Source organism: Stenotrophomonas sp. CCNWLW162 (assembly GCF_037203745.1).
In the GTDB taxonomy this organism is placed as follows: Bacteria; Pseudomonadota; Gammaproteobacteria; order Xanthomonadales; family Xanthomonadaceae; genus Stenotrophomonas; species Stenotrophomonas maltophilia_AQ.
The window spans coordinates 815,403-836,289 of sequence record NZ_JBBCBL010000001.1; the positions used below are offsets into that span (position 1 = coordinate 815,403).

The 20,887-nt window shown below is 66.9% G+C and carries 23 protein-coding genes; 8 read left to right on the forward strand and 15 right to left on the reverse strand.

Annotation, left to right across the window (positions count from 1 at the left end):
- Nucleotides 1-7: 7 nt before the first annotated feature.
- The 4 genes from V9K93_RS03850 to V9K93_RS03865 all read right to left on the reverse strand — a co-directional run bounded on the left by V9K93_RS03850 (nucleotide 8) and on the right by V9K93_RS03865 (nucleotide 2,755).
- The gene (locus V9K93_RS03850) at nucleotides 8-499 is read right to left on the reverse strand and encodes an REP-associated tyrosine transposase (RefSeq protein WP_046983648.1); all 492 of its coding nucleotides are present in this window, start codon (nucleotides 497-499) and stop codon (nucleotides 8-10) included.
- A gap of 236 nt (nucleotides 500-735) precedes the next feature.
- Nucleotides 736-1,686 carry an aspartate carbamoyltransferase catalytic subunit gene (locus tag V9K93_RS03855; RefSeq protein ID WP_046983642.1) on the reverse strand — a complete coding sequence of 317 codons (951 nt, stop codon included), beginning with the start codon at nucleotides 1,684-1,686 and terminating at the stop codon, nucleotides 736-738.
- Nucleotides 1,687-1,701: 15 nt separating this feature from the next.
- A complete protein-coding gene (gene ruvX, locus V9K93_RS03860; RefSeq protein WP_046983641.1) occupies nucleotides 1,702-2,196 on the reverse strand; it encodes a Holliday junction resolvase RuvX in 495 nt (164 codons plus the stop codon).
- Nucleotides 2,189-2,755, reverse strand: a complete 567-nt coding sequence (locus V9K93_RS03865) for a YqgE/AlgH family protein (protein WP_046983640.1) — start codon at nucleotides 2,753-2,755, stop codon at nucleotides 2,189-2,191. The genes ruvX and V9K93_RS03865 overlap by 8 nt, the downstream gene beginning before the upstream one ends.
- Before the next feature lie 91 nt (nucleotides 2,756-2,846).
- Between V9K93_RS03865 and V9K93_RS03870 the strand changes: the two genes are divergently transcribed.
- On the forward strand, nucleotides 2,847-4,634 hold the full coding sequence (locus tag V9K93_RS03870) for a DUF4153 domain-containing protein (protein ID WP_337302104.1): 1,788 nt from the start codon (nucleotides 2,847-2,849) through the stop codon (nucleotides 4,632-4,634).
- Nucleotides 4,631-5,173, forward strand: coding sequence for a DNA-3-methyladenine glycosylase I (locus V9K93_RS03875; RefSeq protein ID WP_046983638.1), 543 nt, complete (start codon nucleotides 4,631-4,633; stop codon nucleotides 5,171-5,173). Before V9K93_RS03870 ends, V9K93_RS03875 begins: the two co-directional genes overlap by 4 nt.
- Nucleotides 5,174-5,247: 74 nt before the next feature.
- Here the strand turns inward: V9K93_RS03875 and V9K93_RS03880 are convergent, their stop codons facing one another.
- From V9K93_RS03880 to V9K93_RS03890, 3 genes are all read right to left on the reverse strand, one after another.
- Nucleotides 5,248-5,955, reverse strand: a complete 708-nt coding sequence (locus V9K93_RS03880; protein WP_012510275.1) for a YitT family protein — start codon at nucleotides 5,953-5,955, stop codon at nucleotides 5,248-5,250.
- A 93-nt stretch (nucleotides 5,956-6,048) separates the two neighbouring features.
- Nucleotides 6,049-6,498 carry a GNAT family N-acetyltransferase gene (locus tag V9K93_RS03885; protein ID WP_046987979.1) on the reverse strand — a complete coding sequence of 150 codons (450 nt, stop codon included), beginning with the start codon at nucleotides 6,496-6,498 and terminating at the stop codon, nucleotides 6,049-6,051.
- A gap of 96 nt (nucleotides 6,499-6,594) precedes the next feature.
- Nucleotides 6,595-6,804: a DUF4287 domain-containing protein gene (locus V9K93_RS03890; RefSeq protein ID WP_088481050.1), complete on the reverse strand. Its 210-nt coding sequence runs from the start codon at nucleotides 6,802-6,804 to the stop codon at nucleotides 6,595-6,597.
- 93 nt (nucleotides 6,805-6,897) lie between these two features.
- Between V9K93_RS03890 and V9K93_RS03895 the strand changes: the two genes are divergently transcribed.
- The gene (locus tag V9K93_RS03895) at nucleotides 6,898-7,797 is read left to right on the forward strand and encodes a LysR family transcriptional regulator (RefSeq protein ID WP_046987978.1); all 900 of its coding nucleotides are present in this window, start codon (nucleotides 6,898-6,900) and stop codon (nucleotides 7,795-7,797) included.
- A gap of 71 nt (nucleotides 7,798-7,868) precedes the next feature.
- On the opposite strand, the gene V9K93_RS03900 is transcribed toward V9K93_RS03895, so the two are convergent.
- From V9K93_RS03900 to V9K93_RS03915, 4 genes are all read right to left on the reverse strand, one after another.
- A complete protein-coding gene (locus tag V9K93_RS03900; RefSeq protein WP_295382325.1) occupies nucleotides 7,869-8,852 on the reverse strand; it encodes an aldo/keto reductase in 984 nt (327 codons plus the stop codon).
- A 110-nt stretch (nucleotides 8,853-8,962) separates the two neighbouring features.
- A complete protein-coding gene (locus V9K93_RS03905) occupies nucleotides 8,963-9,604 on the reverse strand; it encodes a hypothetical protein (RefSeq protein ID WP_337302105.1) in 642 nt (213 codons plus the stop codon).
- Nucleotides 9,605-9,726: 122 nt separating this feature from the next.
- Nucleotides 9,727-10,869: a PilT/PilU family type 4a pilus ATPase gene (locus V9K93_RS03910; protein WP_005408369.1), complete on the reverse strand. Its 1,143-nt coding sequence runs from the start codon at nucleotides 10,867-10,869 to the stop codon at nucleotides 9,727-9,729.
- 84 nt (nucleotides 10,870-10,953) lie between these two features.
- Nucleotides 10,954-11,991: a type IV pilus twitching motility protein PilT gene (locus V9K93_RS03915; protein ID WP_004147099.1), complete on the reverse strand. Its 1,038-nt coding sequence runs from the start codon at nucleotides 11,989-11,991 to the stop codon at nucleotides 10,954-10,956.
- Between the two features lie 87 nt (nucleotides 11,992-12,078).
- Here V9K93_RS03915 and V9K93_RS03920 point away from each other — a divergent pair, with 87 nt between their 5' ends.
- The gene (locus V9K93_RS03920) at nucleotides 12,079-12,756 is read left to right on the forward strand and encodes a YggS family pyridoxal phosphate-dependent enzyme (RefSeq protein ID WP_295382330.1); all 678 of its coding nucleotides are present in this window, start codon (nucleotides 12,079-12,081) and stop codon (nucleotides 12,754-12,756) included.
- Between the two features lie 18 nt (nucleotides 12,757-12,774).
- The gene (gene proC, locus V9K93_RS03925; RefSeq protein ID WP_136638897.1) at nucleotides 12,775-13,596 is read left to right on the forward strand and encodes a pyrroline-5-carboxylate reductase; all 822 of its coding nucleotides are present in this window, start codon (nucleotides 12,775-12,777) and stop codon (nucleotides 13,594-13,596) included.
- 46 nt (nucleotides 13,597-13,642) lie between these two features.
- Here the strand turns inward: proC and V9K93_RS03930 are convergent, their stop codons facing one another.
- Entirely contained in the window at nucleotides 13,643-14,518 is an 876-nt protein-coding gene (locus V9K93_RS03930) for a LysR family transcriptional regulator (protein WP_046982745.1), read from the reverse strand.
- 99 nt (nucleotides 14,519-14,617) lie between these two features.
- Here V9K93_RS03930 and V9K93_RS03935 point away from each other — a divergent pair, with 99 nt between their 5' ends.
- Complete coding sequence (locus V9K93_RS03935) at nucleotides 14,618-15,220, forward strand: short chain dehydrogenase (RefSeq protein WP_337302106.1); 603 nt, start codon at nucleotides 14,618-14,620, stop codon at nucleotides 15,218-15,220.
- A 50-nt stretch (nucleotides 15,221-15,270) separates the two neighbouring features.
- Here the strand turns inward: V9K93_RS03935 and soxR are convergent, their stop codons facing one another.
- Nucleotides 15,271-15,705: a redox-sensitive transcriptional activator SoxR gene (gene soxR / locus V9K93_RS03940; protein ID WP_046982747.1), complete on the reverse strand. Its 435-nt coding sequence runs from the start codon at nucleotides 15,703-15,705 to the stop codon at nucleotides 15,271-15,273.
- A gap of 29 nt (nucleotides 15,706-15,734) precedes the next feature.
- On the opposite strand from soxR, the gene V9K93_RS03945 reads away from it, so the two are divergent.
- Nucleotides 15,735-17,156 carry an MFS transporter gene (locus V9K93_RS03945; RefSeq protein ID WP_337302107.1) on the forward strand — a complete coding sequence of 474 codons (1,422 nt, stop codon included), beginning with the start codon at nucleotides 15,735-15,737 and terminating at the stop codon, nucleotides 17,154-17,156.
- Between the two features lie 46 nt (nucleotides 17,157-17,202).
- Here V9K93_RS03945 and V9K93_RS03950 read toward each other — a convergent pair whose 3' ends face one another.
- Nucleotides 17,203-19,227, reverse strand: coding sequence for an esterase/lipase family protein (locus tag V9K93_RS03950; protein WP_295382339.1), 2,025 nt, complete (start codon nucleotides 19,225-19,227; stop codon nucleotides 17,203-17,205).
- The gene (locus V9K93_RS03955; protein ID WP_337302156.1) at nucleotides 19,227-20,201 is read right to left on the reverse strand and encodes an Lnb N-terminal periplasmic domain-containing protein; all 975 of its coding nucleotides are present in this window, start codon (nucleotides 20,199-20,201) and stop codon (nucleotides 19,227-19,229) included. Before V9K93_RS03955 ends, V9K93_RS03950 begins: the two co-directional genes overlap by 1 nt.
- A gap of 171 nt (nucleotides 20,202-20,372) precedes the next feature.
- Between V9K93_RS03955 and V9K93_RS03960 the strand changes: the two genes are divergently transcribed.
- A complete protein-coding gene (locus tag V9K93_RS03960; RefSeq protein WP_046982751.1) occupies nucleotides 20,373-20,777 on the forward strand; it encodes a GFA family protein in 405 nt (134 codons plus the stop codon).
- Nucleotides 20,778-20,887 lie beyond the last annotated feature (110 nt).

The following is a 20,887-nucleotide window of genomic DNA, read 5'->3' on the forward strand; positions in this document are numbered from 1 at the left end:
GTTGGCACTATCTGTCCGCCCCCATAAACTCCGCCTTGGCACAGGAACCTTCGAGTTCCCACTCACACCACGCATGCGGGTACTCGCCAAGCTGCGTTGCCAGCCCCGCCCTGATCGGATTCGCCATCAAATACATTGCATGCCGGAACAGCGATTCATCAGAGCGGATCGCGTGATCGTGATAGCAGGACTGCCAGAAGCGCCCCACCCTGCCCAGTACCCTGTTTGCGTGCACGGCCGTACGCGACTTGAAGCGCCTCATGACAACGTCGAGCGATGCCGCGCGCAGCTGCATCAACCAGTGGACGTGATCCGGCATGACAACGTAGGCGATCGAATGGGTCAGACCTTCCAGATCCAGACGCTGGAACTCCTGCATGGCGGTAACCGCAACGGCGTCATTGGCGAACAGAGCCGCCCGGCCATCCACGTTCGTGGTGAGGATGTAGCTCTGGCCGATACGGGAATGACGGCCTAGCAGGAGGCGGGTGCTGTTCATGCAGAAGAGCATGGGCGGGCGCATGTTCCTTGAACATCGGGAAATCACCTTCGCCCGGGTAGGCCAATGCCAACCAAGGTTGGCACCCACCACACCAGCAGTACCAACCAAGGTTGGCACCCACCACACCAGCAGTACCGACCAAGGTTGGCACCCACCACACCAGCAGTACCGACCAAGGTTGGCACCCACCACACCAGCAGTACCAACCAAGGTTGACACCTACCAGAGCGGGGTCAGCCCAGCAGGGTTTCCAGCACGGCCATGCGCACGGCGACGCCGTTGGCGACCTGGCGCAGCACCCACGACTGCGGGCCGTCGGCCACTTCGTCGGTCACTTCCACGCCGCGGTTGATCGGGCCTGGATGCAGCACGGCTGCGTCCTTGCCGGCGCGGGCCAGGCGTTCGTTGGTCAGGCCGTACTGCGCGTGGTATTGCTCCAGCGACGGCACTAGGCCTTCTTCCATGCGCTCGCGCTGCAGGCGCAGCATCATCAGCGCGTCGACGCCTTCCAGCATCGCGTCGAAATCATCACCGACCACGCAGCCCTTCAGGGTCTCGTCATCCGGCAGCAGCGACTGCGGGCCGCACACGCGGATCTCGCCCACGCCCAGCGTACGCAGCGCATGCAGGTCGGTGCGGGCCACGCGCGAATGCTTCACGTCGCCGACGATCACCACCTTCATCTTCGAGAAATCCGGGCCCTTGGCCTGGCGCAGGGTCAGCATGTCGAGCAGGCCCTGGGTCGGGTGCGCGCTGCGCCCGTCACCGGCGTTGATCAGTGCAGTGCCCTCGCCCGCCGCTTCGGCCAGTGCGGCCACGGCGCCGTCATCCGGGTGGCGCACCACGAAGCCGCGCACGCCCATCGCTTCCAGGTTGCGCAGCGTGTCGCAGGCGGTTTCGCCCTTGCGCGTGGACGAGGTCGAGGCATCGAAGTTGAGCACATCGGCGCCCAGTCGCTGCGCCGCCAGCTGGAACGAACTGCGGGTGCGCGTGGACGGCTCGAAGAACAGCGTGCATACCGCCGAACCGGCCAGCACGTGGCGCTTGTTGCCGACGCGGCCGACTGCGGCATCGCGGATCTGACCTGCGCGGTCAAGCAGCTGCAGCAGGGTCTCGCGCGGCAGGCCCTCCAGGGTCAACAGGTGGCGCAGGCGTCCGGAGGCATCGATTTGCTGAGCGGTCATGGCGGTGTCGGGCAGTCAGGGAATGGGAGTGGCGTCGTCCGGCGACGACAGCCAGCGGTCGATGATCACCGCCGCGGCCACCGCATCGAGGGCGGCCGCATCACGGCGGCGCTTGCGCCCTTCGGCGCGCTCGACAGCGAAGCGGCGTGCGGCCTCGACCGAGCTGGAACGCTCGTCGATCATCACCACCGGCAGCTTGAAACGTTCCCGCAGCTGGCGGGCAAAGCCCTGCGCCCGCTTGCGGTTGGGCTGGTCCTGGCCGTCCAGCGTGAGCGGATCGCCCACTACAAGGCCATCGGGCTTCCATTCCTTGATCAGGCGTTCGATCGCGGTCCAGTCCGGGCCGTTGCCGTGCACATCGACCACAGCCACCGCGCGCGCATGCGCAGCGAAGGCACTGCCGATGGCTACGCCGATACGCCGCGAGCCGACATCGAAACCCAGAACGGTGCCGTCACGGCGGATGGCCGGAGCAGGAGAAACCGGTGCGGGCGCCGCCGGCTCAGACATGGCCGCTGTAGTCGGTCAGGCGGAACAGGTCCACGCCGATGCGCGAGGCCGCGCCCTGCCAGCGCTGCTCCAGCGGCAGCTGGAACACCAGCTCGGCGTCGGCCGGTACGGTCAGCCAGCTGTTCTCGGACAGTTCGCTTTCCAGCTGCCCTGCCCCCCAGCCCGCACAGCCCAGCGTGACCACGGCATTGGCCGGGCCTTCGCCACGTGCCATCGCTTCGAGGATGTCGCGCGAGGTGGTCAGGTACAGGCCTTCACCCACGATCAGGCTGGAATCCCATGCCCGCGCATCGTCATGGATGACGAAGCCACGTTCGGGATGCACCGGGCCGCCGTTAAGCACCATGCGCGCCTGCAGGTCGCCATCAACGGTGGTGATGTCCATCTGTGCCAGCACTTCGCCCAGCGTGTACTCGGAAGGCTGGTTGACCAGCACGCCCATCGCACCGTTCTCGTCGTGCTGGCAGATCAGCGCGACGCTGCGGGCGAAGGTCGCGTCGAGCAGCGAGGGCAGCGCGACGAGCAGGTGATCGGCAAGGGAAGTCGGCGTAACAGGCATGCCCCCATTCTACCTGCTGGGGGCGGGATGGTCGCGCGATGGACGCGTGCGGCGATCGGCTAGGATGGTGCTTTGCCATGGAAGGTCGTCGATGCAGTCTTCATCGCCCCTGACCCTGCCGGCACGCAGCGCCATCGTTCTGATCGCGCTGCTGCAGGGCCTGATGCTGTATGCCGCGCAGGAGCTGTCCGATGCGTGGCCGTTCCGCGATATCGGCTGGCGCTACTGCTGGTACGCCTGGGTGCTGGCCATTCCCAGCGCGGTGGCGCTGAGCCTGGTCGAGCTGGGCCAGCGCCGCCTGTGGCTGCAGGCCGCGCTCGGCTCGGCGGCGGTGCTGGCGCTGGCCGCCTGGATCGGCTGGAACCTCAACGGCGAGACCGCGCTGGATTCGGGCGCGCTGCAGTTCCCGCTGACCCTGGGCATGGCCGTGGCGGTGTTCGTGGCTCTGCCCTGGTGGCAGTTCCAGCTGCAGCACGGGCATTGGCGCGCCAGCTATCCGGAGCTGTTCGAGCGTGCCTGGCAGAACGGCCTGACCCTGGCCCTGGCGGCGCTGTTCACCGGGCTGACCTGGCTGCTGCTGTGGCTGTGGGCGGCCCTGTTCCAGCTGCTGGACGTGACCTTCTTCCGCGACCTGTTCCGGCAGGACGCGTTCATCGCGCTGGCCACCGGCAGCCTGGCCGGGTTCGGTGTGCTGATCGGGCGCACCCAGCACCGCGCGATCCAGATCACCCGCCAGGTGCTGTTCGCGATCTGTCGCGGGCTGCTGCCGCTGCTCTCGTTCATCGCCGTGCTGTTCGTGCTGAGCCTGCCGCTGACCGGGCTGGAACCGCTGTGGAAGACCCGTTCGGCCGCCAGCCTGCTACTGGTGCTGTCGCTGCTGCTGGTGTCGTTCACCAATGCGGTCTACCAGCAGGGAGACGACACCGCGCCCTACCCCGTCGTGCTGCGCCGGCTGGTCGAGGCCAGCCTGCTGGCGCTGCCGGTCTATGCGGTGCTGGCGCTGTATGCACTGGGCCTGCGCGTGGTGCAGTACGGCTGGACCCTGGACCGCTTCTGGGCGGTGCTGATCGCGTTGGCCGTGGCCGGCTATGCGCTGGGCTACGCGCTGGCGGTAGTGCGCCGGCAGGGCCGCTGGCTGCAGACGCTGGAGCCGATCAACCGTTGGATGTGCTGGGCCGTGCTGGCACTGGCATTGCTGGGCAACTCGCCGCTGCTGGACCCGGTGCGGCTGACCCTGTCCAGCCAGTTGGCACGGCTGCGTGCAGACCCGCCGGCGATCACCAGCAGCGACGTCAACGTGCTGCGCTTCGACCTCGGCCGCCGCGGCGTGCAGGCGCTGCGCGGACTGCAGGACGATCCGGCGATCCGCGCCGATGCCAACGCGCCGCAGGTGATCGCCGATGCGCTGGCACGCACCTCACGCTGGGACGGCGGCACCCGCCTGGACAAGGGCCCGCAGGATGTCGCCGCCCTGCAACGCGCGCTGAAGCAGGCCAAGGGATCCACCTCGCCGCCCGCCGACTGGTGGCAGGCGCTGGCCACGCGCGCGATCAACGGCGAATCCTGTGCCGAGAGCGAGCGTGACTGCCTGATCGTGCATCGCGACCTGGATGGCGACGGCAGCACCGAGGTGCTGCTGTGCGAGCTGTACACCCACCGTGGGCCGGACTGCGTGCTGTACGCACGTGGCAGGGATGCCCAGTGGTACCGGGCCGGTTCGCTGTTCGGCACCGTCAGCGGCCAAGCCGAGACGATCAACCAGGCCCTGCGTGACGGCAAACTCACTCTTGTGCCACCGCGCTGGCCGATGCTGTCCATCGGCGGGCGCCCCGCGCTGGCCATCGATCCCGAACCCGAATCCAACGAGTCTTCCCCATGAGCGGCTACTGCCTCATCGCCCCGGGTCATCCGGTGCACGACTACTACCACGCCAACGAGTACGGCTTTCCGCAGCGTGAGGAGCGCGAGCTGTTCGAGCGGCTGGTGCTGGAAATCAACCAGGCCGGGCTGAGCTGGGAGACGATCCTGAAGAAGCGCGAGGGCTTCCGCTCGGCCTATGACGGCTTCGATGTGGATCGGGTTGCAGCCTACGCCGAGCAGGACATCGAGCGGCTGCTGTCGGACGGGGGCATCATCCGCAACCGGCTGAAGGTGCTGGCGGCGATCCACAACGCGCAGGTGATCCAGCAGCTGCGGGCCAGCCACGGCAGCTTCGCGGGCTGGCTGGACGCGCACCATCCGCGCAGCAAGGCCGACTGGGTGAAGCTGTTCAAGAAGACGTTCCGCTTCACCGGCGGTGAGATCACCGGCGAGTTCCTGATGAGCCTGGGCTACCTGCCCGGTGCGCACGCCGAGGACTGCCCGGTGCACGCGCGGCTGCTGAAGCTGTCGCCGCCGTGGTTGCAGGCCTCCCGGTAGTGCCGGCCGCTGGCCGGCAGCCTCCGGAATGCTGCAGGTGTTGCCGGCCAGCGGCCGGCACTACCGTCGAATCGTCACACGCCCATGTAACGGCCCGGGCGGTGGTTGAACATCAGCACCAGGCTGAGCACCACCGCGCCGATGGCCGAGTACAACACCTTCGACGGCGACAGCACGAAGAACGCAGCCACCATCAGGCAGGCGTCGTAGGACATCTGCACCTTGCCGGCGCTCCAGCCACGGGTGCGCTGCAGGTACACGGCAAGAATGCCGATGCCGCCGAGGCTGGCGCGGTGGCGGATGAAGAACAGGATGCCCAGGCCAGACAACGCACCACCGACGATCGCCGAATACAGCGGGTTGATGTGCGAGAAATCGATCCAGCGCGGCAGCAGGTCGGTCAGCACGCCACAGGCGGTGACCGCGGCGAAGGTCTTCAGGGTGAATTCCCAGCCCATGCGCCGCAGCGCCACCCAGTAGAACGGCAGGTTGACCAGCACGAACACCAGGCCGAAGTTCCAGCCCATCGAGTAGTGCAGCAGGAAGGCCATGCCGGCCATGCCGCCGATCATCAGCCCACCTTTGGCGAAGATGGCCAGGCCCAGCGAGGCCACCATCGTGGCCAGCACCATGCCCTGCACGTCCTCGGCAATCGAGTGGCGCAGCGCTTTTTCGTCGGCGGTGGTGCCGGCGCTGTCGGGCGGTGGGGTCAGCGGACCAGCGGTGACCAGGTGGCCGTCAGCGTCGTCGCACGGCGCGGAGCCATGGGCGGGAAGGGACATACGGGCGGGGGAACAGCAGGTGGGGAGCGATATTAGACACGATCTGCATGACAGTTGCAGATGAAATCGTTCAGCTGCGCTCGCCCATTCAGGTTATTTCGGAGGCGTCACCGGCAGCACGGCCAGCATGTCCTCGCCATCATCGTCCATGCCGGTCTCTACGAAACCGAAGCTGCCATAGAAAGCTCCCGCCACCGGATTGTGCGGGTTGTAGCAGATCTCGATCTCGACCAGGCCGGGCGTATCCCGGATCTGCTCCAGCGCCAGTTCCAGCGCGCGGCGCCCGATGCCACGCCCCTGCCAGCGCTGATCGACCATGAAGCGCCATATCGAGATGCGCTGCGGCGTCTCCGGCACCCACATGAAGAATCCGACCAGCTCGCCGTCGGCCTGGATGGCACGGGTCTGGAAGCCGGGATGGAACGCGGCCTGCACCAGCGACCAGGTGTTGCCGGCGACGAAATCCTGCTGCGCCTCACTGACGTCGAGATCGCACACGGCTTCGTAGTTGTCGACGGTGATCGCGTCCAGCGTGACCTGCATATGGGCGTCCTGCCTCGGGATGGACGCCCAGTCTGCCTGACTCTGGATGCCGTGTGGCCTGACCCCACACGACCGTTCAGCGCAGCGTTGCCTGCCTCATCCCTTCCCGGCCAGATGGTGCGCCACCAGCGCGTTGGCGTGGCCATGGCCCAGCCCATGCTCGCTTTTCAGGAAACTGACCAGCTCCATGTGTTTCAGGCCAGGCTGCTTCGCCAGCAGCCCGAACCAGTGCGCCACCGGCTGCCCGTAGGTCTTCTCGATGGAGGGAAAGTACGAGGCCGGGCCCTTGGGCTTTTCAGTGCTCATGCGGAAGCTCCTTGCGATGGATGTACCGGTACGACGAACCGCGGAGCAGGAAATCGACAGATCCGTTCAATCCGGGAGCCGTATCATCCCGTCATGCCCCGTGAAAACCTCAATGACCTGCAGGCCTTCGTCCACGTCGCCCGCGAGGGCAGCTTCACCAGGGCCGCCGCCCAGCTGGGCGTTTCACAGTCCGCACTCAGCCATGCCATGCGCGGCCTGGAAGAGCGACTCGGCGTGCGCCTGCTGACCCGTACCACCCGCAGCGTGTCCACCACCGAGGCTGGAGCCCGCCTGCTCGAGACCCTCGCTCCGCGCCTGGCCGAGATCGAGGACGAACTGGCCGCGTTGGCCGAGTACCGCGACCGACCAGCCGGCACCATCCGCATCAATGCCACCGGCCATGCCGCCGAGTACATCGCCTGGCCGCGGCTGGCGCCATTGCTGCAGCAGTATCCGGACCTGAAGGTGGAACTGGCTGCCGACTACGGGTTGGCCGACATCGTCGCCGAGCGCTACGACATCGGCATCCGCCTCGGCGAACGGCTGGCGCGCGACATGGTCGCCGTGCCGGTCAGCCCGCCACTGCGCATGCGCGTGGTCGGTGCACCCAGCTACTTCCGCCAGCATGTGGTGCCACGGCATCCGGACGAGCTGGCAGATCACAACTGCGTCACCCTGCGCCTGCCCACGCATGGCGGGCTGATGCCGTGGGATTTCGGCCAGGACGGCAACGAACTGAGCGTGCGCGTGAGCGGACAGTGGATCTTCAACAGCATGGGCATGACCCGTGCTGCCGCATTGGCCGGCAGCGGCCTGGCCTGGCTGCCGGAAGACCAGGTGCAGCCGATGCTGGACGATGGCCGCCTGCAGTCGGTGCTGGACGACTGGTGCCCGCACTTCGATGGCTATTACGCGTACTACCCGTCGCGCCGCCATGTCACCGTGGCGATGCGGACGGTGCTTGACGCACTGCGTGGGCCGATGGCTGGATGAGCTGAGGAGTGCGGACCAACGGCCCGCACCCACTTCCGTCCGCACCCACCAGAGGCAAGATGGCCCGGCGGTCAGCCCTTGGCCTGCGCGGCGCGCTGCGCGTTGTAGCGCTCGCCGACGATGGAGATTTCTTCCAACGTCTGCGCGATGCGCTGCAGCTCTTCCGGTGCCAGCTGCAGGTCGGCCGCACCCAGGTTCTCTTCCAGGCGATGGATCTTGGTGGTGCCCGGAATCGGCACGATCCACGGCGCCTGCGCCAGCAGCCAGGCCAGCGCCACCTGCGCCGGACTCGCGCCACGTGCTGCAGCAATCGTACTGATACGGTCGACCAGCGCCTGGTTGGCACGACGCGCCTCCACTTCGAAACGCGGCACGGTGTTGCGGAAGTCGTTGGCGTCGAAGGTCGTATCGGCGTTGATCGCGCCGGTCAGGAAGCCACGCCCCAGCGGGCTGAACGGCACGAAGCCGATGCCCAGTTCCTGCAGCGTCGGCAGCAGCTCGCGCTCCGGCTCACGCCACCACAGCGAGTACTCGCTCTGCACGGCGGCGACCGGCTGCACCGCATGCGCACGGCGCACGGTGGCGGCACTGGCCTCGGACAGGCCGAAGTGGCCGACCTTGCCTTCGGCGATCAGGTCGCGCACGGTGCCAGCGACATCTTCGATCGGCACGTTGGGATCGACGCGGTGCTGGTAGAACAGGTCGATATGGTCGGTGCGCAGGCGCTTGAGGCTGGCTTCGGCCACCGCACGGATGTTCTCGGGACGGCTGTCCAGCCCGGTATCGACGCGCGCATCCTTGAAGCCGAACTTGGTGGCGATCACCAGCCTGTCGCGGTATGGCGCCAGCGCCTCGCCGAGCAGATCTTCGTTGGTGTAGGGGCCGTACACTTCGGCGGTGTCGAAGAAGGTCACGCCGCGCTCGACGGCGGCGTGCAGCAGAGCGATGCCCTGGCTGCGCTCCACCGGTTGGCCGTAGCCATGGCTCAGGCCCATGCAGCCCAGGCCGAGGGCGGAAACCTTCAGGCCACTGCGGCCGAGTTCACGTGTCTGCATCGTCGTGCTCCAGAGGGGGAGCGCTGACGATACGCCTGCAGCAGGTGAGGATTGAACCGACTGGATGGCAGTCGGTCATGACTGGAATTCATCAATCGGCAGCACGCCGGTCATTCCATGGCCTGCAGCGTGTCAGTGCAACCCGCCAGTTCCACCATCATCCTGCCAGTGTTGCGGAACGCCGGATCCCGCGGCACCCATCGCGCGAACCAGCGTTGTTGGCCGTCCACCACGGACTCGAAAATCCACGATGAGCCATCAAGCCCAGCGCTCGAGTCTTCGCCCTGCAACAGCGCAAACGCGGCGGCGATGGCCTTCCATTCCTCCGCACTCAGCGCGCGCGGTGGAGAGCACGTACCGCCCTTGATGACGGTGGATGGACGCCCGGGTGACGATCCGGGAATCTCGAAATCGCGCACACTGCGCCCGACGATCCACGCCTGGCCCGCTGCATTGCGCTGGGTGCGTACTACCACGCCCGGGAAGAATGGGGTATGCCAGACGAAGCGATACGCCTGGACCGGTACGCTGCCACAGCGGAACGACGGCTCCGGCAAGCCATCGAGATCCCGCAACGCGTCTCTGTAGGATGCCCTCGCAAACCCGGTGAAATCGAGGAACGGAAGCGGGTCCCTGCTACGCCTCTGTGCAGGCGGTGGCAGCAGATACCAGGCATGCGCCTGCGGATCGTCGCAGTCCTCGGCCGGGGCAGCCGGTTCGGGGGTACGGGCACAGCCGGCCTGCAGCAGCATGGCGATGGCCAGTATCACGCTCACAGTCGCACGCATGCAGGCCTCCCTGGCAGGTTCACGCCGGCGTGCATCCGGCGCTGTAGTCATCCCGGAGCAGAGGGCGCCCGCAGGCGCCCGTCCGGTCATCGGATCTCGGAAATCTCCACGCCATCCAGCCCCTGCGACAGGGTGCGGGCATCGCCGCCCTGGCTGAGCTTGATGCGCAGGCGCACTTCGTTCTGCGAATCGGCGTAGCGCAGCGCGTCCTCGTAGCTGATCTCGCCAGCCTGGTAAAGCTCGAACAGGCTCTGGTCGAAGGTCTTCATGCCCAGCTGGACCGAATCCTTCATCACTTCCTTCAGCTTGTGGATCTCGCCGTCGCGGATGTAGTCCTGCACCAGCGGCGTGCCCAGCAGGATCTCCATCGCCACCTTGCGCGAACGGCCATCGGGCGACGGCACCAGCTGCTGCGCAACCACACCCTTGAGGTTCAACGACAGGTCCATCAGCAACTGGTTGCGACGGTCTTCCGGGAAGAAGTTGACGATGCGGTCCATCGCCTGGTTGGCGTTGTTGGCATGCAGGGTGCACAGCACCAGGTGGCCGGTTTCCGCGAACGCGATGGCGTGGTCCATGCCTTCGCGGGTACGCACTTCGCCGATCATGATCACGTCCGGTGCCTGGCGCAGGGTGTTCTTCAGCGCTGCTTCCCAGCTGTCGGTATCGATGCCGACTTCGCGCTGGGTGATGATGCAGCCTTCGTGCTTGTGCACGAACTCGATCGGATCTTCGATGGTGATGATGTGGCCGGTCGAGTTCTGGTTGCGGTAGCCGATCATCGCCGCCAGCGAGGTCGATTTACCGGTACCGGTGGCGCCGACGAACAGGATGATGCCGCGCTTGGTCATCGCCAGCGTCTTGATGATCGGCGGCAGGCTCAGTTCTTCCACCGTCGGAATGCGCGTCTCGATACGACGCAGCACCATGCCCACCTGGTTGCGCTGGTAGAAGCAGCTGACACGGAAGCGGCCGACACCGGACAGGCCGATGGCGAAGTTGCACTCGTGGGTCTTCTCGAATTCCTCGCGCTGCGCCGGGGTCATCACGTTCAGCACCAGATCGCGGCTCTGCTGCGGGGTCAGTGGTGTCTGCGTGATCGGCGAGATCTTGCCGTTGACCTTCATCGCCGGCGGCATGCCTGCGGTGATGAACAGGTCCGAGGCGCGCTGGTGCGCCATCAGCTTGAGGAACGATGTGAAATCGATGGTGGTGGCAGTGGTGTTCACGAAAGGCTCCAGGAATCGGTCGGTGGAGGGAACATCGCGGGGACAGCCGCGCCTTGCTGCGCGCTGCCCCGCCATTGCCTCGCCTTACTCGAACAGACGCTTGTCCTTGGCGTACTCGCGGGCCTGGTTGCGGGTGATCAGGCTGCGCTTGACCAGGTCCTGCAGGTGCTGGTCCAGGGTCATCATGCCGTACTGCTGGCCGGTCTGGATGGCCGAATACATCTGCGCCACCTTGTCCTCGCGGATCAGGTTGCGGATGGCCGGGGTGCCGACCATGATTTCCCACGCAGCGGTACGACCGCCGCCGACCTTCTTCAGCAGCGCCTGCGAGATCACTGCACGCAGCGACTCGGACAGCATCGAACGCACCATCGGCTTTTCGCCGGCCGGGAACACGTCGATGATGCGGTCGATGGTCTTGGCGGCCGAACTGGTGTGCAGGGTGCCGAACACCAGGTGGCCGGTTTCCGCCGCGGTCAGCGCCAGACGGATGGTTTCCAGGTCACGAAGTTCGCCGACCAGGATGATGTCCGGATCCTCACGCAGTGCCGAGCGCAGCGCTTCGTTGAAGCCATGCGTGTCGCGGTGCACTTCGCGCTGGTTGATCAGGCACTTCTGCGAGGTGTGCACGAATTCGATCGGATCCTCGACGGTGAGGATGTGGCCGTATTCGTTCTTGTTGATGTAGTCGATCATCGCCGCCAGCGTGGTCGACTTGCCCGAACCGGTCGGGCCGGTGACCAGGATCAGGCCCTGCGGCTGCTGGATCACTTCGCGGAACAACGGCGGGCAGGCCAGGTCCTCGAGGGTCAGCACTTCGGACGGAATGGTACGGAACACCGCACCAGCGCCGCGGTTCTGGTTGAACGCATTGACACGGAAGCGCGCCAGCGACGGGATCTCGAAGGAGAAGTCCACTTCGAGGAATTCCTCGTAATCGCGGCGCTGCTTGTCGGACATGATGTCGTACACCAGCGCATGGACCTGCTTGTGGTCCAGGGCTGGGATGTTGATCCGGCGAACGTCGCCGTCCACGCGGATCATCGGCGGCAGGCCTGCAGACAGATGCAGGTCGGACGCTTTGTTCTTTACGGAAAACGCCAACAGCTCGGCGATATCCATGAGCGGCTACTCCCCAATAACGGCTTCGACTGGAAGGATCTTTCCCCGGGCGGCAGTATAGCCTCCTGATTCAACGGAACGCGTTACGTGGCCACTCCCCTGCCCCAGATCCTGAGCAACCTGCATGCCGCCGCCGAGGCCGCTGGCAGGCCCGATCCACGCCTGCTGGCGGTGTCCAAGACCCAGCCGGCCGAGGCCGTGGCCGCGCTGGCCGCACAGGGCCAGCACGCCTTCGGCGAGAACTACGTGCAGGAAGCACTGGCCAAGATGCAGGTGCTGCAGCACCTGGAACTGGAATGGCACCTGATCGGCCACCTGCAGTCGAACAAGGCCGAGGCCGTGGCCAGCCACTTCGACTGGGTACAGAGCGTGGACCGGCCCAAGCTGGTGACCGCACTGGCACGCCATCGCCCGGCCGCGCGCGGCCCGCTGAACGTGCTGGTCCAGGTCAACATCGACGATGAGTCCAGCAAACACGGCTGTGCGCCGGAGGCGGTGGACGCATTGGCCACTGCGATCGCCGCCGAACCCCAGCTGCGCCTGCGTGGCCTGATGGCGATTCCCGCGCCGTGGCCCGAGGCCGAGCGCCGCCGGGATGCATTCGTGCGCATGCGCACACTTTTCCAGTCGCTGGCTGCCCAGCACGCGCACGTCGACACGCTGTCGATGGGCATGAGCAGCGACTACGCCGAGGCCATCGCCGAGGGCGCCACCCTGGTGCGCATCGGCACCGCTCTGTTCGGCGCGCGCCCGCGCCCGGCCTGATATTCCAAGGAGACTTCCATGGCAGTTGATTCCATCACCTTCATCGGCGGCGGCAACATGGCCCGCAGCCTGATCGCCGGCCTGATCCGCCAGGGCGTACCCGCCGCGCACATCCACGTGGCCGAACCGGTGGCCGCATTGCGCGAGTCACTGGCCACCGATTTCGGCGTGCAGGTGCACGACAACGCCGCCGATGCTGCCACACAGGGCAATACCTGGCTGCTGGCGGTGAAGCCGCAGGTACTGCGCGATGTGTGCCAGTCGCTGCAGGCGCTGGCGCAGGCGAACCGGCCGCTGGTGGTGTCCATTGCCGCCGGCATCACCAGCGCCCAGCTGGAACGCTGGCTGGGCGGCAACCTGCCGGTGGTGCGCGCGATGCCAAACACCCCGGCCCTGCTCGGCGCCGGTGTGACCGGGCTGTACGCCACGCCATCAGTGGATGCGCAGCAGCACGCGCGCGCCGAACAGGTACTGGCCAGTGCCGGGCGCACGGTGTGGATCGATAGTGAGGCGCTGATGGATTCGGTGACTGCTGTATCCGGCAGCGGGCCGGCCTATGTGTTCCTGCTGGCCGAAGCGATGGAAGCAGCGGGTATCGCCCAGGGCCTGCCTGCAGAAGCAGCGCGCACGCTGGTGGTGCAGACACTGCTGGGTGCTTCGCGCATGCTCGATGAAGCCGGCGAAAGCCCGGCCGAACTGCGCCGCCGAGTGACCTCGCCGAACGGCACCACCCAGGCGGCGATCCAGAGCTTCCAGGCCGGTGGTTTCGAGGCGCTGGTGGACACGGCGCTGCGCGCCGCGCAGGTGCGTGGGCAGGAGCTGTCTGCGGCGAATGATTGATCCAGGTCGGTGCCGACCAACGGTCGGCAACCACCCACGCTTGTGATCAGTCCGCCAATGTGGCCATGACGAAATCGACGAAGCACTGCAGGCGCGGACGCGGCCGTCGATCCGGCAGGTAGATCAGGTGCATCGGCCGCGGTTCCGGCAGGTAGTCGCGCAGCAGGGGCTTCAACCGCCCGGCCGCGATCTCGCCGGCCAGCAGCGCGGTCGGTTGCAGCACCAGCCCTGCGCCGGCCACGGCGGCCTCGCGCAGTGCAACACCATCGTTGCAGGTCAGCCGCGCCTCCCAATCAACCTGTTCACCGTTGGCCAGCTGCCAACCATGGCCGCCGCGCCAGGCCAGATGGCTCAGGCAGTCATGCCCGACCAGATCCCCAGGGGTGTGCGGCGTACCACGCCGACGCAGGTAGGACGGTGCCGCGCACAGGCTCATCGCGTACGGCGGCAACGGCCGCGCCACCACTTCCTGTGACGGCAGCGGCCCGACGCGGATTGCCACGTCGAAGCCGTCCTCGATCAGGTCCACGCGGCGGTTGCTCAGGTCCAGCTCGATGTTCAACTGCGGCTGCGCGCGCAGCAGGCCGGCAAGCTGCGGTGCCAGCACGCAGCTGCCCCAGGTAGTCGGCGCGCTGACCCGCAGCAGGCCACGTGGCTGCACCTGCAGGCCGGCGACATCGGCCTCGGCCTGCTGCACCTGCTCCAGCACCTGCCGGCACCCGGCCAGGTAGGCGCTGCCGGCTTCGGTCAGGCGCTGGCGGCGGGTGTTCCGTTGCAGCAGCGCGGCCCCCAGGTGCGCCTCCAGCTGCTGGATGTACTTGCCCACCATCACCGCCGAAACCTGCAGCTGATTGGCGGCGCCAGTGAAGCTGCCGCGCTCGGCCACCGCGACGAAGGCCTGCATGCAGCGAAGCGTATCCATTGCTAACCCTTAGTTAGGAATCTTCGAAGCATACGCCCCTTACCGAACCCATATGTGAGGGCGCAGACTGCGCTCATCCCCCTCTCGCAAGGAACCGCCATGAAGATTCTCCTTGTGGGTGCCAGCGGCACCCTCGGCCAGGCAGTCGCGCGCCAGCTTGGCCAGCAGCACCAGATCCTGGCCGCCGGCCGCAACAGCGGCGATCTGCGCGTCGACCTGACCGACGACGCCAGCGTCGCCGAACTGTTCGCGCGCACCGGCCCGGTCGATGCGGTGATCTCCACCGCCGGCAAGCTGCACTTCGGCCCGCTGCAGGACATGACGCCCGAGCAGTTCAACGTCGGCCTGCAGGACAAACTGCTGGGCCAGGTGCGGCTGGCACTGACCGCGCAGCACCATCTCAGCGCCGGGGGCTCGATCACCCTGACCAGCGGCATCGTCAGCGCACAGCCGATCAGAGATGGCGCCAACGCCACCTCGGTGAATGCCGCGCTGGAAGGCTTCGTGCGTGCCGCTGCGCTGGAACTGCTGCCGCGCGGCCTGCGCATCAACGTGGTCAGCCCGAACGTGCTGATCGAATCGATGGCCGCCTACGGGCCCTACTTCCCCGGCTTTGAAGCGGTGAGCGCACAGCGCGCGGCACTGGCCTTCCAGCGCGCGGTGGAAGGCATCCAGAGCGGCGAGACGATCACGGTCTGGTGATCCGCCGGGCATGGCCCGGCGCTACCCGGAGCCGGGCCCTTTCCCGTGCGTCATTCCCAGCGCATCGGGCCGTCGCCGCGTTCGCCGAGGACGTCCCCCGGGTTGGCCAGGCGGCAGTGCTGAAGCGACAGGCAGCCACAGCCGATGCAGCCGGTGAGTTCGTCGCGCAGCAGCTGCAGCATGTGGATGCGCTCCTCCAGTTCGGTGCGCCAGCGTGCGGACAGCTTGGCCCAGTCGGACTTGGTCGGTGCGCGGCCCTCGGGCAGGCTTTCAAAAGCGCGGCCAACGGCTTCCAGTGGCATGCCCACCCGCTGCGCCACGCGGATCACGGCCAGCCGGCGCAGCACGTCACGACTGTAGCGGCGCTGGTTGCCCGAGGTGCGCAGGCTGCTGATCAGCCCCTTGCGCTCATAGAAATGCAGCGCGGAAATGGCCACGCCACTGCGCTGGGATACCTCGCCAACGCTCAGATCCTGGGACACCATTGCTTGACCTCAACTGCAGTTGAGGTGTCATGCTGCTATCTTCGCCGCCAGTTGACAAGCACGGCCCGCACCTGACCTGTATGACCCCCACTGCCTCTTCCGTCGACGCCAGCACGTCGGCCGACACTTCGATCCTGTCAGCACGCTACCGCGCCACCACCGTCGGCATGGTCGCGCTGGTCGCGCTGCACGCCTTCGAGGCGTTGGCGGTAGCCGCAGCCATGCCAACCGTAGCCGAGGCGCTGGATGGCCTGCGCCTGTATGCACTTGCGTTCGGTGGAACGCTGGCCACCAGCGTGATCGGCATGACCCTGGCCGGGCGCTGGGCCGACCGCCAGGGGCCGGCGCGGCCGCTGTGGTATGGGCTGGCCTGCTTCGTGCTGGGCCTGCTGCTGGCCGGCTTCGCGATGCGCATGGGCATGCTGGTGGCGGGCCGACTGCTGCAGGGCCTGGGCGCAGGGGCGATCTCGGTGTCGCTGTATGTGATGGTCGGGCGCAGCTACCCCGAGCACCTGCGGCCAAAGGTATTTGCCGCGTTCTCCGCAGGCTGGGTAGTGCCGTCGATGATCGGCCCGGCACTGAGCGGCCTGATCGTGCAGCACCTCGGCTGGCGTTGGGTGTTCCTGGCGGTGCCGCTGCTGGCGGTCCCGGCCGCGCTGCTGCTGCGCCCGGCACTGGCACGCATGCAATCCACTGATGCTGCCAGCAGCGACGATGGACGCGGCAACGTGGTGCGCTGGGCCGGCGGTGCCTCGCTGGCGGCCCTGCTGCTGTACTTCGGTGGCCAGCAACGCGGCGTGCCGGCCCTGCTCTGCATCGGCGTGGCGCTGCTGGCGCTGCTGTTCTGCGTGCACCGCCTGTTGCCGGCCGGCACGTTGCTGCTGCGCCGCGGCCTGCCCAGCGTGATCGCCCTGCGCGGCATCGCTGCAGCAGCATTCTTCGCCTGCGAGGCCTACCTGCCACTGCTGTTGCAGCGCGAGCGCGGACTCTCGCCCAGCTGGGCCGGTGCCGTGCTCAGCCTCGGTGCGCTGGGCTGGTTCGCGGGCTCCTGGCTGCAGGGCCATCAACAGCGCGGATGGTCGCGCCAGCAGCTGCTCCGCGTGGGCTCGCCGCTGATGACGATCGGTATCGCCGCCACCCTGGCGGTGCTGTTCAATGCGGTGCCGTTGCCGGTCGCACTGGTCGGCTGGGCGTTGACCGGCTTCGGCATGGGCATGATCTACGCCAGCCTGTCGGTGCTGACGCTTTCGCTGTCGGCGCCGCATGAGCAGGGCGCCAACACCTCGGCGCTGCAGCTGAGCGAAGCGTTGTCGGTGACCACCGCACTGGCGGTGTCCGGTGCGCTGTTCGCGTTGTTCGTGGAAACCGCACCACACACCGGCTACTTCCTGTGCCTGGTGATTACCTTCGGCCTGGCACTGCTGGCCACGGTGATCGCGCGGCGGGTGTAGCGCCGCCGGACGGATTCCGCCGGGCATGGCCCGGCGACCGCAGCGGTCAGGGTCTCGCGCCGGTCCCCACATCATCGACGTCGCGATGCAGGATGCGCCGCACCTCCAGCACCGCCTGCGGGGTTTCCTGCACGCTGTGGCCGGAAATGATCACCTTCTCGGACAATGCACCCGGCAGGTGCGCGCTCCAGTACGGCACCAGCCCATCATCGGACTTCTCCACCGGCAGCTCCGGCTTGCGCTGGGCGATGATCGAGTGGTACTTCAGGCCGGCTTCAATCGGCAGCTGCGCGGCGGCCTTCACGAACGGGTCGCTGGCCTTGAGGTTGTCGATGCTGTTGGGAATCTTCGGCTTGGCGGTACCGTCGACCTGCTGCTCGGCCTGCGCCAGCGCCAGGAACACATCCTCGAACTTGCCGAGGATGGTCAGCGGCAGCCGCACCAGGCGACCGATCAGGCGCCCGACCTTGTTGCCTGCGATGTCGGTGCCCTGGTGCGGGGCAGCGATGAAGATCGCACGCTCCACGTTCGGCTGTGCCTTGAAATGCAGCAGCGGCCCCAGCTTGTTCTGCACCCGCTTCAACCGTTCACCCTTCAGATCGTAGTTGGCCAGCAGGTCGTTCCACAGTACATCGCCGGAATCGCTCACCAGCAGCCGCGCCAGTACGCCACCCATGCTGTGGCCGATGTAGACCATGTCCTTCGACGCACGCGTGCTGCCATTGGGATCAAAATGCTTCAGCGTGTCGTTGAACGCGTTGGCGATCTCGTACCGGTTCAACGCAATCGGCGCATTGGTCGGGTAGTAGACCTGCCACACCTGGAACTGCTGGCGCAGCTCGGGATCACCCATGATTTCGTTGGCCAGGTTCACCCACGCTTCCGGGCTGCTGGCCAGGCCGTGCAGCATGAAGATGATGCGGCGGTTCGGATCCCACGGCTGCATCAGGTAGATGTGCGGCTCGCCGATGCCCTCGCTCATGCCGAACAGGGTGCGCAGCGACTGCCGGGCGAAGCCACTCTGCGCCAGCCACAGGCCGTAGGCGGCAGTGAAGTTGCCGGCCAGCGGCACCTGCTCGCCGTGCAGGGTGATGCGCTCGGTGGCTTCCGGCGAATAGGCATCGAGCTCGACCCGGCGCGTGCGCATCACGTCTTCCAGGCTGCTGCCTTCGAACCGCAGCAGCGCAGTGACGTTGATTGAGGACATCTCACTGAACTCGGGCACCGAATCGTCATGGCGATGACGGCGGCCACGACGCTCGTCGTTCTCGTCGTCCTGCGTGGTTTCGGCCTTCGGGCCATCCGGCGCGATCACCGGTGCGACCAGCTTCGGCGGATCCATCACCATCACCAGCTCGGCACCGAAGCCATCGCGGCGATAGGTGCTGCGCAGGCCGACAAAGCTGACGGTGCCGGCCGGAACCAGCTGCGCGGGAATGCTCTTCAGACCCAGCTGCTGGTAGTTGGACGCCAGCGACCAGGTGCCAACCGTGATCGGCTTCGTATAGTCCTCGCCGGCCAGTGCAGCGGCACGCGCGCGCACGAACAACACCACTGCCGCCTTTTCGGCCGCGTAGTTGTAGTAGTCACGCACCTGTGTCTGCCGGTCCTCGAAGGCACGATCGGACGGCGAGCGGCCGCTGTAGAACAGGTACGCGTACGCATAGCGCGCGGCCTCCAGCCACGCATCCAGCGCCGCATCGCTCATCGGCGGATCACCGGCAGCGGTCTTCTTCGGCGTCAGCGCCAGCGCGGCCTTCACCCACAACTCGGACAATGCTGACAGGCGCTGTTCGACGTTGAGGTCGTCGGTCATCAGCAGTGTGCTGCGGCAGACCAGGAAGTCCTTCTCGCACTGCGATTCGTCCAGGCCCGCTGCGCTGAGCGTTTCACGCGCGGCCGGGCTGAGCTTGCCGGTGTTGAGCACATCCGCGCGCTTGTTGACCAGCGAATCGCTGGACTTGACCTGCTTGACGGTGACCATCGCGCAGCCGCTGCTTCCCAGCAGCAGGAAGGCGGCGAACAACACCGGCAGCAGGCGCTGCCAGCGGGTCAGAAAGAGTTGGGTCATTACTGCGGGTCCTGCTCGGTGCCGGGCACGCCCTGGCGGATTACGGTGGAGAAATTGGCGCCATCACCGAGATCCAGCGCGCGCTGGGTGATGCGGCCCTTGGCATGCAGTTCGGTGTACGGCACACCCGGCGTGAGCGCACCGACCTCCTGCGCGTACTCGGCCAGGTAACCGGACAGCAGCAGGCGGTAATCCAGCGGCAGGCGCGGTGCGATATGCCGGGCCAGGTCGAAGACGATGGTCGTGCAGTTGCTGGTCAGCGTGTTGTAGAAGCCCGGCTTCGCATCCAGCTCGCGCGCCTGCGCGATATACGCAGCGAACAGTTCCTTCAGCTGCGCGCGGTCCATGCCGTGCAGGCGGTACAGGTAGACATCTTCGCCACGGGCGTTGGTGCGGGTGCGGATGATGTCGGTCTCCTCCGAAGCCACCAGGGTCATCTCGAACTTGCGGAAGAAGCCGCCCAGAGCGGAGAACGACTCACCGCGCTCCTTGCGGATCTCCAGCGAAAACACCACGTGGCGTCCATCCTCGAAGCCGAACGAGATCAGGGTGTGGGCAATCGCCGGGCCCATCCAGTACGACAGCACCAGGTCGGCCGAGCGCAGCTGGTCCAGGTCGTATTCGCGGCGCACCCAATGCGCGTCGTAGTCGGTTTCGCTGCGCCAGGTGAAGTCACGCACGTTGTCCAGCACCACGTGGCGCCCGTCGAAGGACACCACGTGCAGGCGTTGGGCCACGTCATCGGCCCACACGCGGTCCTGGCGCGGGGTCAGCAGCAGCCACCACAGGCCGGCCAGTGCCAGCGATGCCCAGAAGGCCAGGCCCAGTCGGCGCGAGGCACGGCCCCGCGCGACCCGCCACGATGCCCACAGCGCAACCAGCAGCCACAGCACGGCCACGCCGTTGGCCAGCCAACCCGGCCCCGGCAACTGGTAGGCCAGCAGCCCGCTCACCCACAGCGCCAGCAGCACCATGGCACTTCCTGTCATCCAACGTCCTGCGGCTTTCACTGGCATCCTGTCGCGGTCTCGAAGCCGCATAGTTAGCCACAAGCGGGTTCACCGTGGCATCTACGGTCCGTTCAGGCAGGCTGGCGCAGCGTCGGCAGCGGCCCTGCGGTCGCGTTCCATCCCCGAGGAGAAACCATGGGCATCACTTCCGTGGCCGGCGTTCCGGTCCAACCCCGGCACCGCGCCAGCTGTCATTGCGGCACGGTCGAACTGCTGCTGGACCTGCCGGACGGTATTGTCGAACCTCGCCGCTGCGACTGCTCGATGTGCCGGCGCCGCGGCGCCATTGCCGCCAGCGTCACCCGCCAGGGCCTGCAGGTGGTACGTGGGCAGGACCACCTGCAGCTGTACCAGTTCAACACCCATGTGGCCGAGCACTATTTCTGCGGTATCTGCGGCATCTACACCCACCACCGGCGGCGCTCCAACCCCGACCAGTACGGCTACAACGTGGCCTGCCTGGAGGGCATCGACCCGTTCGCGCTGGGCGTGATACCGGTCAACGACGGGGTCAACCACCCGGCCGACCGCCGCACCTAGTGGCGGGTGCGCCGAGGCGGTGCGGCGACCTTCTGCCACGGTGCCATGCCACTGCGCCCGGCGCGCACCGGGCGCTTCAGCCAGGGCCGTCGCGGCGCGGCCTGGGGCTG